We start from the raw sequence: 12264 nt of genomic DNA on the forward strand, positions 1-12264 counted from the left end.
GGTTGGTACCGGTATCACAAAGGGATGTCCAGAATCTATCGCGTGTCCTGATCCGGGACAATGGAGGGAAGGACATCGACCACCAACCGGAGGACTCATGAAGATCGCACTGCTCGGCGTCGGACGCATGGGGCACGAACTCGGCGTGCACCTGCTCGCCGCGGGCCACGACCTCACCGCATGGAACAGGACGGCGGGCGCCGTCGACCGCCTGCGCGAGGCAGGAGCCACCCAGGCGGACTCGCCCGAGGACGCCGTCAGCGACGCCGACGTGGTCCTGACGGTCCTCTTCGGACCGGACACCGTCCGGGAGGTGGTGCTCTCCGGGCTGGAGATCCCCGCCGAGGCCGTCTGGTTCGACGTCACCACCGTCTCCCCCGAGGACGCGCGTGAGTTCGCCGACTACGCGGCCGCGGCCGGCATCCGGTACGTGCACGGACCCGTCATCGGGAGTCTCGCGCCGGCCCGTGCCGGTCAGCTGGGTGTCCTGCTCGGTGGAGAGCCGGAGGACGTCGACGTCGTCGAACCCCTCGCCGCCCTGTGGGGCGACGCCGAGCGGCTCCGGCGGGTGCCGACGCCGTCGGACGCCGCGACCGGCAAGCTGCTCGCCAACCTCGCCCTCGGCGTGACGCTGCAGGGCCTCGTCGAGGCGCTGCGCCTCGGCAGGGCCAACGGTCTCGATGCCGGGTCCGTGCTGGACCTGCTCAAGGGGACGGGCCTGGGCGTGATCGCGGGTATGAAGGGCCCGGTCATCACCGCGGGCACGTTCGGCGACACGCAGTTCTCCGCCGACCTCCTCGCGAAGGACGCGCGGCTGATGCTGCGCTCCACCCCCGATCCCCTGCCGGCGGTCACGGCGGTGCTGCAGTCGCTCACGGACGCGCAGCGCGCCGGCTCGGGCGACGACGACATCGCGGTGATCGCGAAGCCCGAGCTCGGCTAGGTGCGATGCCCGGGGCGCCGGCCGCCCCGGGCACCCGCATCCGCCGGCAGTCAGTCGACCTGCGGGAACCCGAGGTCGATCCTCGAGGTGGAGGGGTCCGGCCAGCGTGTGGTGACCACCTTGCCGCGCGTGTAGAAGCGGATGCTGTCCGGTCCGTACATGTGGGTGTCGCCGAACAGCGAGTTCTTCCAGCCGCCGAACGAGTAGGTGCCCACCGGCACGGGGATCGGCACGTTGACGCCCACCATGCCGGCCTCCGCCTCGACCTCGAACTGCCGCGCCGCACCGCCGTCGCGCGTGAAGATCGCCACCCCGTTGCCGTACTGGTTCTCGTTCACGAGGCGGACGGCGTCGGCGTAGGTCTCGACGCGGACCACGGACAGCACGGGTCCGAAGATCTCGTCGTCGTAGACCTTCATGCCCGGCTTCACATGGTCCACGAGGGAGACCCCGAGGAAGAAGCCGTCCGAGTCGAACTGCTGCTGCGTGCCGTCGACGACGACGGTCGCCCCCTCGGCGGGCGCGCCCGTGACGTACGAGGCCACGCGGTCCCGGTGTTCCGCCGAGATGAGGGGCCCCATCTCCGACCGGGGATCGGTCCCCGGCCCGATCCTGAGCGAGCCCATGCGCGAGCGCACCGCCTCGACGAGGTCGTCGGCGATGCCGCCCACGGCCACGATCACGCTGATCGCCATGCAGCGTTCGCCGGCGGAGCCGTAGGCGGCGGAGATCGCGGCGTCGGCCGCCATGTCGAGATCGGCATCGGGCAGCACCACCATGTGGTTCTTCGCGCCGCCGAGCGCCTGGACGCGCTTGCCGTTGGCCGCCGCACGCGAGTAGATGGTCTTCGCGATCGGCGTGGACCCGACGAAGCTCACGGCCTTCACGCCCGGGTGGTCGAGGATGCTCTCCACCGCCTCGCGGTCTCCGTGGACCACGTTGAGGACACCGTCCGGGAGTCCGGCCTCGGAGAAGATCTCGGCGATGAACACGGAGGAGGACGGGTCCTTCTCGCTCGGCTTGAGCAGCACGGTGTTGCCGCAGGCGATCGCGCTCCCGATCATCCAGAGCGGCACCATGGCGGGGAAGTTGAACGGGGTGATGCACGCGACCACACCGACGGGCTGGCGGATGGAGTGGACGTCGACGCCGGAGGACACCTGTTCGGACCGCTCGCCCTTGAGCATGTGGCCCAGTCCGGTCGCGAACTCGATGTTCTCCAGGCCGCGGGCGATCTCCCCCTCGGCGTCCGAGAGGACCTTGCCGTGCTCGCCGGTGAGGATCGCGGCGAGCTCGGACGTCCGTTCGGTGAGCAGCTGGCGGACCCGGTAGAAGACGGCGGCCCGCTTGGCCAGGCTCGCGGAGCGCCAGCCGGGCAGGGCGGCTTCGGCCGCGGCGACGGCTTCGTCAACGCGCGACGGCGACGCGAGGGGCACCTCCTTCTCCTGCCGGCCCGTGGCGGGATCGAAGACGGGGCCGAACCGCTCGGCGTCGGTCACGCGGGTGCCATCGATGTAGTGCGGGATCTGCTGCATGGGAATCCTTCGGGAGTGGGACGGTGCCTAGAGGGAGCCGTCGACGAGCTTGATGATCATGGAGCAGTCCTTGCCGCCCTGGCCGTCGTCGATGAGGCGCTGGAAGAGCTGCTGCACGTGCTCGCCGATCTCGAGCGGGGTGTCGGTGTCGCGGGCGGCGGCCAGCGCGAGCCCGATGTCCTTGTTCGCCAGCTCCGTGGTGAACGTCGGCGCGAAGCCGTTGTTCGAGGCGGCGGTCTCCACGACACCCGGCACCGGGTACCAGGTCCGCAGCGCCCAGCTGTCACCGGAGGACACCGAGGCGATGTCCCAGAACACCTGCTTGTCGAGCCCGAGGCGATCGGCGAGCACGGCGCCCTCCGCGGTGGATGCGAGGTTGATGAAGAGCATCAGGTTGTTGCAGATCTTCGCCGCCTGGCCGGTGGTCGCACCGCCGGTGGGGATGATGTTCCGCGCCATCGGCTCGATGAAGGCGGTGGCGTCCTTCACCGCCCCCTCCTCGCCGCCGATCATGAAGGTGAGCGTCCCGGCCTTCGCCCCGCTGATCCCGCCCGAGACGGGGGCGTCGACGAAGCGGAAGCCCTTGCCGGCGGCCGCCTCGTGGAGTGCCGCAGCGGATCCGATGTCGATCGTGGACGAGTCGACCAGCAGCGTCGACGGGTCCGCGGACGCCAGGACACCGTCGTCCCCGAGGTAGACGGCCCGCGCGTGGTCGCCCTTCGGCAGCATCGTGAAGACCACGTCGGCACCCTTCACGGCGTCGGCGATCCCCTGCACGGAGGTGACACCCGCCGCCTCCGCCGCTGCCACGGCGTCGGCACTGAGGTCGAAGCCCCGTACCGTGTGGCCCGCCTTCACCAGGTTGGCGGTCATCGGACCGCCCATGTTCCCGAGTCCTATCCAGCCGATCGTTGCCATCTCAAGCTCCTTCGCTCGTGGGGTCGTACACGGGAACGACGACGGCGCCGGTGCGCCGCCGTCGTTCCCCGGTCAGGGGTCGTCATCCGCGCCGCGGTGCTACTTCTTCGCGGCCAGGAGGTCCGCCGTGCCGCGGGCGTCGGCCTCGTCGACGTCGAGCAGCGAGATGCCGCGCGTTTCCTTGAGCAGCAGCACGGCGACGACGGTGACGCAGCAGGCGAGCAGCAGGTAGACCGCCACCGGCGTCGAGGAGCCGTAGTCCCGCAGGAGGGTGGTCGCGATGATCGGCGCCAGGGACCCGGCAACGATCGAGGTGACCTGGTAGCCGAGTGAGACACCGGAGTACCGCATGCGGGTGGGGAACATCTCGGCCATGATCGCGGGCTGCCCCGCGTACATGAGGGCGTGGAAGAACAGCCCGATGGTGACGGCCGCGAGGATGATGAGGTCGTTGCCGGTGTCCATCATGGGGAAGGCGAAGAAGCCCCAGGTGGCACCGAGCACGGCTCCGGCGAGGTAGACCGGCTTGCGTCCCAGCTTGTCGGAGTAGCGGCCGACGATCGGCACGGCGCAGAAGTGCAGGAAGTGCGCCACGAGGAGCAGCAGCAGGATCCGCGTGCGGTCCTCCCCCACCACGGTGCTGAGGTAGGTGATGCTGAACGTGACCACGAGGTAGTACAGGATGTTCTCGGCGAAGCGCAGGCCCATGGCGGTGAAGACGCCGCGGGGGTAGCGCCGAAAGACCTCGATCACGCCGTAGCCCTTGGCCTCCTCCACGACCTCCTTGCGGGCCTCGAGGAAGATCGGGGCGTCGTTGACCTTGGTGCGGATGTAGTAGCCGACGATCACGATCACGGCGGAGAGCCAGAACGCCACGCGCCAGCCCCAGCCGAGGAAGGACGCCTCGTCGAGGACCGCCGAGAGGCCGAAGAGCACACCGGTCGCGAGGAGGTTGCCCATGGGGACGGCGGACTGCGGCCAGCTGGCCCAGAAGCCGCGGCTGCGGCTCGGGCTGTGCTCGGCGACCAGGAGGACGGCGCCGCCCCATTCGCCGCCGACGGCGAAGCCCTGGATGAAGCGGAGCACCACGAGGAGTCCCGGGGCCCAGTAGCCCACCTGGTCGAAGGTGGGCAGGCAGCCCATGAGGAACGTCGAGACGCCCACGAGGACGATGCTCACCTGCAGCAGCTGCTTGCGCCCGTACTTGTCGCCGAAGTGGCCGAACACGATCCCGCCGATGGGGCGTGCCACGAAACCGACGGCGTAGGTCAGGAAGCCGGCGATGATCGCGTCCAGCTCCGAGTCGGCGCTGGGGAAGAAGACGGTGGCGAAGACGAGCGTGGCCGCCGCCGCGTAGAGGAAGAACTCGTACCACTCGACGACGGTCCCGGCCATCGATGCGACGACGACCTTCTTCAGGCCCGACTGTTCGACGTCGGGCTCCTGCCGCTGCGGGGGTGTGTGCTGCGTTGAACTCATGCGGGCTACTCCTTCTGTGTCTTCATTGACACGGCTCGCCGTGACCGGCCTCCGCTGGCCGGTGCGCAGTGGGACACACCGGGGCGATACGAGTATTGCCCCCGTTGACGGACCGATCAACGCCGATTAGTGCACAGCCCTTCTGCATTTACGCACAGAGCGCGCTCCGCGTGGGACGCGCACGACCCCGCGGACGATGCCTGAGTAGAGGATGCCTGTGTAAGTGTCGGCACGGCTGGGTACTGACGGAGTATGGCTACCTCCGACACACCAGGTCCCGACGCACACCACCAGCGCCCCGAGGGCGTCTCCGACCTCACGGTCGAAGCCCTCGGAAAGCTGTCCGAAGCACTCGAGGTCGTGGAACATGCCCGCGGCTACCTCTACGGCTTCCACCGGCTCACCGGCAAGGCCGACCTCAACCTCTCCGAGGCCGAGGAGCTCTTCCGCAGGGCGGGGCATCCGGAGATCGCCGACAGGCTCGCGAGCGAGATCATCGGCCGCAACGTGATCGAGGGTCGGTGGACGTTCCAGATCATGGAGGACTACGACGACCACTACTACTCCGAGTTCAAGGCCTTCGAGAAGGAGGCACGCGACTCCCTCGCGGAGGGCAAGCGCCACCTGTTCGAGGCGGAGATGAAGGAGGACCGGCGCACCAAGGGCCGGGAGCACCACGAGGCCCTGCCGCCGGAGGCCTGAGCCGAGAGCACCCGGGCCGCTACTGCACCGCCTGCCACCGATCATATGTACAAGCGTACGCATCATGCGTACGCTTGTACATATAACTGGTGGACGGGCGCGAGGAGTGGATGGTGCACGGGCAGTATCTCGAGGACGACGGGCGAGCCCGCCCCGCCGAGCAGGACGGGCCGAGCCGGCGAGGCGATGCCCTCGCGACCGGCGGGACCCCTCCCTCGAGTAGGCGCCGCCATGACCCCGGGCGTCGTGAACGCCTGATCGACGTGGCCCTCGGGGTGATCGCCGAGTACGGCGTCGCCGGGACCACGCACCGCCGGGTGGCGGCAGCCGCGGACGTGCCCCTGGGGTCGATGACCTATCACTTCGCCGGGATGGACGACCTCCTCCACGCGGCGTTCACGCGCCTCGCCGGGAGGACGGCGGACGTCTTCGACACCGTCCTGTCCCGCGCCGACACCGTCGAGGAGGCGGGCGACGCCGTCGTCGGCCTCATCACCGGGACCACCCTGAACGCATCCGAGACGATGCTCGCCAGCCTCGAGTTGTACGCGCTGGCGGCACGGCGGCCGGAGTTCAGGACCATCACCGACGCCTGGATGGCGCGCAGCCGTGAAGCACTCCACGCGCATTTCGATCCGCAGACGGCGCTCATGCTCGACGCCCTGATCGAGGGCACCACTCTCCACCGCGCCCTCTCGCTGGACCCCATGTCCGTCTCCACCGTCCGCACCGCCGTCGAGAGGATCATCCGGCCATGACCACCCGTTCATCCGCGCCGCCCCAGGAGTACAGCGCCCAGCGGCTCGGCCGGGCCCGCCTCGCCGTGAGCGCCCTGTTCCTGACCAACGGCGCGTTGTTCGCCAACATCCTGCCGCACTACCCCGCCATCAAGGACGGGCTGGACCTCAGCAACGCGGCCTTCGGCGTCTCGGTGGCCGCCTTCCCCCTCGGCGCCATCACGGCGGGACTCGCCGCCGGCGCGCTCGTGCGCCGCTTCCGGTCCTCCCGCGTGGCGACCATGGGCACCTGGTTCATCGGACTGGCGATCCTCCTCGCCGGCATCGCGCCGTCCTGGGCCGTGCTCACGGCGACCCTGTTCCTGGCCGGTGCCATGGATGCCATCACCGACGTGGCGCAGAACTCGCACGGGTTGCGCGTCCAGAAGCTGTACAGGAGGTCCATCCTCAACTCCTTCCACGCGGTGTGGAGCATCGGTGCAGTGCTCGGCGGCCTGATGGGCGCGGCGGCGGCCGGCCTCTCCATCCCCCGCGGACTGCATCTGACGGTGTCCTTCGTACTCTTCAGCGCCCTCACCCTCGCCTGCTACCGTTTCCTGCTGCCCGGCCGCGAGCCGGTGGAGTCCGGCGGCGAACCGGTGGCAGCGACGGCGACGCGTGGCGCGGTGCGGCGCGGCGCGCTCGCCACGGCGGGGGTCCTGGCCGCGCTCGTCGTCATCGGGATCGCCGGAGCGCTCGTCGAGGACGCCGGCAGCACGTGGGCCGCGGTCTATCTCACCGATGCACTCGACGCGACCCCCACGGTGGCGGGCCTCGGCTTCGTGGCCCTCGTCGGGCTCCAGTTCGTGGGGCGGCTCTTCGGCGACCGCCTCGTGGACCGATTCGGCCAGCGCACCGTGGCGCAGGCCGGCGGGACACTGGCGGCCGTCGGCATGGGGACCGCCCTGCTCTTCCCGTCGATCCCGCTGACCATCCTCGGCTTCGGCCTGGCCGGGCTGGGCGTCGCCACGCTCGTTCCGGCGGCGATGCACTCCGCGGACGAACTGCCCGGACTGCGCGCCGGCACCGGACTGACGGTGATCAGCTGGCTGCTGCGCCTCGGGTTCCTCCTCTCGCCTCCGATCGTGGGAGCGGTCGCGGACTCGTCCTCGCTGCGCGTGGGCCTGATCGTGGTGCCCCTCGCAGGCGTCCTGACGCTGCTGGCGTCACCGGTGCTGCCGAAGCGCGTAGCCACCCGGTAGCGAGAGCCCGGAGCGGCGGCACGCGGGAAGGTCAGTAGACTGCGAACATGCCGCACTGCGAGGACCGCTCCCCGAAACCTTCCCGCCCGTGACGCTGACGGACGGCATCGCCCACCAGCCCGCGGGGTACGGTCCCGAGCCGTTCCTGCAGTCCCTGCCCGACCGGGCCGGCGCCGCACGGAACTCTTTGCCTCGGGCCCTGTCCCTCGCCGCGGACCTCGGTGCCGTCGTGCCCCTGCCGGGATCAGGCCGGACGGCGGTCGCCTGGCAGGTCCTCACGACGCTCGCGTCCACCGATCTCACCGTGGCACGCGTCGTCGAGCCCCACCTCGATGCCCTCGCCATCCTCGACCAGGCCGGGCACGGTGGAGGGCCGGCGAACCGGGCGGGTGCCACCGGGACCTGGGGGGTCTTCGCGGCCGAAGGACCCGGCGTGGTCCTCGAGGCGGCGCCCGCACCCGACGGCGGCTGGAGCCTGACCGGCACCAAGCCCTGGTGCTCCCTCGCCGACCAGCTGGACGCCGCCGTCGTCACCGCACACCTGGCCGACGGCCGGCGCCGGGCCTTCGCCGTCGACCTCCGCGCCGACGGCGTCCTGCCGGAACCGGCAGGAACCTGGGTGAGCCGGGGCCTCCCCTCGATTCCCAGTTGCTCCGTCCGCTTCGAGGCGGCCCGCGCCGTACCCGTCGGGGAGCCCGACTGGTACCTGGCACGCGACGGGTTCGCCTGGGGCGGGATCGGCGTGGCGGCCTGCTGGTACGGCGGGGCCCTCGGCATCGCCGGGACCCTGCTCGCCGCGGCACGACGCCGACAACCGGACCAGATCGCCCTGATGCACCTGGGCCGCGTGGACGCCGCCCTGCACGGGACCCGCACGATGCTCGGGGACGCCGCGGACGCGGTCGACTCCGGCAGGGCCTCCGGGCAGGACGGCGCACTGCTCGCGGCTCGCGTCCGCGCCACCGCGTTCCGCTGCGCGGAACTGGTGCTGGACGCAGCCGCGCACGCGCTCGGCCCCGCACCGCTCGCGTTCGACGACATCCACGCCGCGCGCGTCGCGGACCTCCACCTGTACCTGCGCCAGCACCACGCCGAGCGCGACGACGCAGCCCTCGGACGGCGGATCCTCGAGCGGGCAGACGCGGGGGCGGCGGCATGGTGAGCTTCACGCACGACGGCGAGGGGACTCCGGAGAGCCACTGGCGAAGGTGGGAACAGGAGCGTGAGGCCGGCGGGAACCTGCAGGTCGAGGAGCTCTTCGACGGCAGGCTCCCCGACCGGTTCCTCCTGCTGGCCGCTCACCCCGACGACGAGACACTCGGCGCCGGCGGGCTGCTCGCCCGGCTGTCCCGGGAGGGCGTGAGATGCGACGTCGTCGTGCTCAGCGACGGTGAGGCCTCCCACCCGGGTTCCCCCACCCATCCACCCCACCGGCTCGCCGAGTTGCGGCGCACCGAGGTGGCGGACGCGCTGCAGATCCTGGCGCCGGCCGCTCAGCTGACGTTCGAGGGCCTGCCGGACGGCGGGCTCGGGCACGACGACGTCACCGCCGTCCTGAGACGCGAACTCGGCGAGGGCGACTCCCTGACCCTCGTCGCCGTCCCGTGGCGCCACGACGGCCATCCCGACCACGACGCCGCCGGCAGCGCCGCGGCCGAGGTCTGCGGGGAGCTCGACGTGCCGCTGCTCGAGTACCCCATCTGGCTCTGGCACTGGGGCACGGCGGAGGACTCCGCGGATCAGCTCGCCACCCTCTCGTTCCAGTGGCTGGACGCCGCCGACCACGGCCGCAAGGGCACCGCCCTCGCGGCGCACCTCTCGCAGACCCTGCCCCTGTCCGACGCCCCGGGCGACGAGACGCTGCTGTCACCCGGGATCCTCGAGCACTTCGAGCGGAACTTCGAGTCCTTCTTCGTCACCCGGAGCTCCTCGACGTTCGAGCGGCTGCACCGGGACAGGGCGGATCCGTGGGAGGTCGCCGAGCGGTTCTACGAGCAGCGCAAGCGTGCACTGACCATGGCTGCGCTGCCGCGCCGCCGCTTCTGCCGGACCCTCGAGATCGGCTGCTCGGTGGGGGCCCTGACCAGGGAGCTCGCCGCCGTCTCGGACAATCTCCTGGCCCTCGACACGAGCGAGACGGCCGTCCGGCGCACCAACGAGGCCCTCATCATGGACGAGGCCGCGACGGCCCGGCTGGCCACCGTCCCCCGCGACTGGCCGCGCGAGGACGGACCGTTCGACCTCATCGTGCTGTCGGAGACCGGCTACTTCCTGACCGCCGACCAGCTCGACGCCGTCGTCGATCTCATCAAGGCCTCACTCGATGACGACGGCGTGCTCGTCCTCTGCCACTGGCGGCACCCGATCGAGGGCTGGGAGCTCGACGGCGATGCCGTGCACGAGCGGGTCCGTCGGCTGTCAGGCCTCGAGACCCTCGTGCTGCACACGGAGGAGGACTTCCTCCTGGAGGTCCTCGTGCCGGCACCCGCGTCCTCCGTCGCCCGCCGCGAAGGCCTGCTGTGATCCCCGGCCAGGTGGCCGTCGTCGTTCCCGCCTTCAACGAGCAGGACTGGCTGCCCGCGTCCCTTCGGGCGATCGACGCCGCGCGCGTCCATCTCATGCGCACCATCCCGCGCGTCCTCGTGTCGGTGACCGTCGTCCTGGACCGCTGCACGGACGGCTCGGCCGCTGCGGCGCGCGCCGGCCACGGGATCTCGGTCATCTCCGGCAGCTTCGACTCGGTGGGGGCCGCCCGCGACGCCGGGGTCCGTTTCGCGCTGGCACGGTCACGCAGCGTTCCCGCGCGCACCTGGATCGCGAACACCGACGCCGACACCCTGGTCCCGCGCGACTGGCTCGTCCGGCACCATACATTCGGTGGACACTCCGACCTCGTGCTGGGGACCGTCCGTCCGACGCTCACGGCCGACAACGCCGACCGGATCCAGCTGTGGTCCAACGCCTATGTACCCCGCGACGGCCACGACCACGTCCATGGGGCGAACCTCGGCATCCGGGGAAGCACCTACCAGGACGTGGGCGGCTTCGCCCCGCTGGCCCAGGACGAGGACGTGCACCTCGCCGAACGGGTCAAGGCGGCCGGGGCGAGGTGGACGGCCTCCGGGTCTCTCGAGGTCATGACGTCGTCGCGCACCAGCGGCCGCGTCCCGGCCGGGTTCTCAACCTATCTCCGGGGGCTCGTCTGACCGCGGTCGACGAGGTTTTCCTGATTGTCCGAAGCATCTGTTAGACAAGGGTGTCACGGATCGAATCCCGCGTGCCGAGCGGGCCGCAGTGACCACACTCTGGGGACGGGAGCTGTATGCGATTCGGGGAGATGCTGCGCGAGGCCCGCAGCGCCAAGGGGTTGACCCACGCGGAGCTGGGCGCCGACGTGTATTCCACGCATTTCGTCTCCCTGCTCGAGCGCGGTCTGCGCCAGCCCACCGCCGAGATGGTGCAGCACTTTGCGGACCGGCTGGGCATGGACGCGCAGACCCTGAACTGGTGGGTGGAGCCGCCGTCGTCCGACGACCCGGCCGCCCTCACCACGGCGATGTTGGCCGCGAACTACGCCCGTGACATGCAGGACGACGCGCTGGCGGCATCGGAAGCCGAGTACGCGGCGAGCATCGCCCAGGAGCAGCGGAACGCGCCGGCCTGGTGGGACATGTCGATGCTCCAGGCGCAGTCGCTGATCGCCCTGCGACGCCTGGATGAGGCCGAGGTCGTGCTGGTACGGATGGAGAACTCCTCGCTGATGGTTGCGACGCCGGAACTCCGGTCCGTCGTGCAGGGACGGCTTTCCACCATCGCCCGCAACAGGGGTCGCCTGGTCGAGGCCCTCGAGCTCGCACAGCAGGCCATGGATTCGGCGGCGGACCTTCCCGACCAGTCCCCTGCGCGGCTGCAGGCCGCCTTCATCCTCATCGCCGCGCTGTCGGTGAAGGGGGATCTCGACGCCGCGTGGGACGTGGCGACGTCGCTCGACATCAGTGAGGGCACTCCGTACGTCCCGTCGCTGTTGGTCGCGCGCGGCGCATGGACCATCGGCAACGTCGCCTTCCGTCGCGGCGACGTCGAGGTGGGCCGCGAGCAGCATGCCCTCGCGGCGCGGCTCCTCCTGCCGCAGGCGGATCTGGAGAGGTGGGCCGACTTCCACAAGGCGAGCGCGAACTTCAAGGTGCAGGCCGGCCTCGTCGACGACTCCGTCCGGACCTCGATCAGGAACGCCGAGCTGGGCCTCTCGCTCGTCGGTACTCCTGGCCAGCGCCTCGAGCTCACCCTCACCCGGGCCGGATTCGCCCTCCTGACCCACGAGCTCGACACCGCCAAGCAGCTGCTCGACGTCGTCGACGGCCGGCGTGACCTGCTCGACTTCGAGTCCACGACGGAACTCGAGGACAGCCTCGGGCAGTACTACGCGGCGTCGGGCTCCACGGAGCGGGCCGCGCTCCATCTCGCCGAGGCCGCCCGCCTGTACTCCGACGCCGGGGCGGATGAGAAGGCCCGGGAACTGATGGACCAGGTGCGTTCGCTCGCCGTGTGAGTCCCACTCCTGCCCCACCTGCACCAATCACCGACTTTCTGCCGGAGATCGTGGACACCGGGCCGGAGCGGTCCTAGCATTTCGTCCAGCACGATGACTCCTGGGGGAACAGGGCCGTGCGCGCACCATGGCGGCCGTGGCCGCTACTCGGCGCTGGGGC

At 70.8% G+C, this 12264-nt stretch carries 10 protein-coding genes and 1 pseudogene; 8 read left to right on the plus strand and 3 right to left on the minus strand.

Annotated features, from left to right (window positions below):
• Positions 1 to 97: 97 nt before the first annotated feature.
• Positions 98 to 943, plus strand: a complete 846-nt coding sequence (locus tag AC0Z9V_RS10950) for an NAD(P)-dependent oxidoreductase (protein ID WP_485141493.1) — start codon at positions 98 to 100, stop codon at positions 941 to 943.
• A 50-nt stretch (positions 944 to 993) separates the two neighbouring features.
• Here AC0Z9V_RS10950 and AC0Z9V_RS10955 read toward each other — a convergent pair whose 3' ends face one another.
• From AC0Z9V_RS10955 to AC0Z9V_RS10965, 3 genes and pseudogenes are all read right to left on the minus strand, one after another.
• Positions 994 to 2478, minus strand: a complete 1485-nt coding sequence (locus AC0Z9V_RS10955) for a CoA-acylating methylmalonate-semialdehyde dehydrogenase (protein ID WP_485141494.1) — start codon at positions 2476 to 2478, stop codon at positions 994 to 996.
• Positions 2479 to 2505: 27 nt separating this feature from the next.
• Positions 2506 to 3402, minus strand: a pseudogene (gene mmsB / locus AC0Z9V_RS10960) (3-hydroxyisobutyrate dehydrogenase); the annotation flags it as partial.
• A 93-nt stretch (positions 3403 to 3495) separates the two neighbouring features.
• A complete protein-coding gene (locus AC0Z9V_RS10965; protein ID WP_459267520.1) occupies positions 3496 to 4875 on the minus strand; it encodes an MFS transporter in 1380 nt (459 codons plus the stop codon).
• A 252-nt stretch (positions 4876 to 5127) separates the two neighbouring features.
• On the opposite strand from AC0Z9V_RS10965, the gene AC0Z9V_RS10970 reads away from it, so the two are divergent.
• The 7 genes from AC0Z9V_RS10970 to AC0Z9V_RS11000 all read left to right on the plus strand — a co-directional run bounded on the left by AC0Z9V_RS10970 (position 5128) and on the right by AC0Z9V_RS11000 (position 12104).
• Positions 5128 to 5577 (plus strand): hypothetical protein, encoded by a 450-nt coding sequence (locus tag AC0Z9V_RS10970; protein WP_208740093.1) that lies wholly within the window; start codon positions 5128 to 5130, stop codon positions 5575 to 5577.
• 89 nt (positions 5578 to 5666) lie between these two features.
• Entirely contained in the window at positions 5667 to 6335 is a 669-nt protein-coding gene (locus AC0Z9V_RS10975; protein WP_244186050.1) for a TetR/AcrR family transcriptional regulator, read from the plus strand.
• A complete protein-coding gene (locus AC0Z9V_RS10980) occupies positions 6332 to 7555 on the plus strand; it encodes an MFS transporter (protein WP_485141495.1) in 1224 nt (407 codons plus the stop codon). The genes AC0Z9V_RS10975 and AC0Z9V_RS10980 overlap by 4 nt, the downstream gene beginning before the upstream one ends.
• 88 nt (positions 7556 to 7643) lie before the next feature.
• A complete protein-coding gene (locus AC0Z9V_RS10985) occupies positions 7644 to 8717 on the plus strand; it encodes an acyl-CoA dehydrogenase (RefSeq protein WP_485141496.1) in 1074 nt (357 codons plus the stop codon).
• Positions 8711 to 10078, plus strand: a complete 1368-nt coding sequence (locus tag AC0Z9V_RS10990; protein ID WP_485141497.1) for a PIG-L family deacetylase — start codon at positions 8711 to 8713, stop codon at positions 10076 to 10078. The genes AC0Z9V_RS10985 and AC0Z9V_RS10990 overlap by 7 nt, the downstream gene beginning before the upstream one ends.
• Positions 10075 to 10761 (plus strand): glycosyltransferase family 2 protein, encoded by a 687-nt coding sequence (locus AC0Z9V_RS10995; RefSeq protein WP_485141498.1) that lies wholly within the window; start codon positions 10075 to 10077, stop codon positions 10759 to 10761. Before AC0Z9V_RS10990 ends, AC0Z9V_RS10995 begins: the two co-directional genes overlap by 4 nt.
• A 116-nt stretch (positions 10762 to 10877) precedes the next feature.
• Positions 10878 to 12104 (plus strand): helix-turn-helix domain-containing protein, encoded by a 1227-nt coding sequence (locus AC0Z9V_RS11000; RefSeq protein WP_459288496.1) that lies wholly within the window; start codon positions 10878 to 10880, stop codon positions 12102 to 12104.
• The last annotated feature ends 160 nt before the right edge of the window (positions 12105 to 12264 follow it).

The sequence above is a fragment of the Arthrobacter sp. UYP4 genome, from assembly GCF_057291175.1.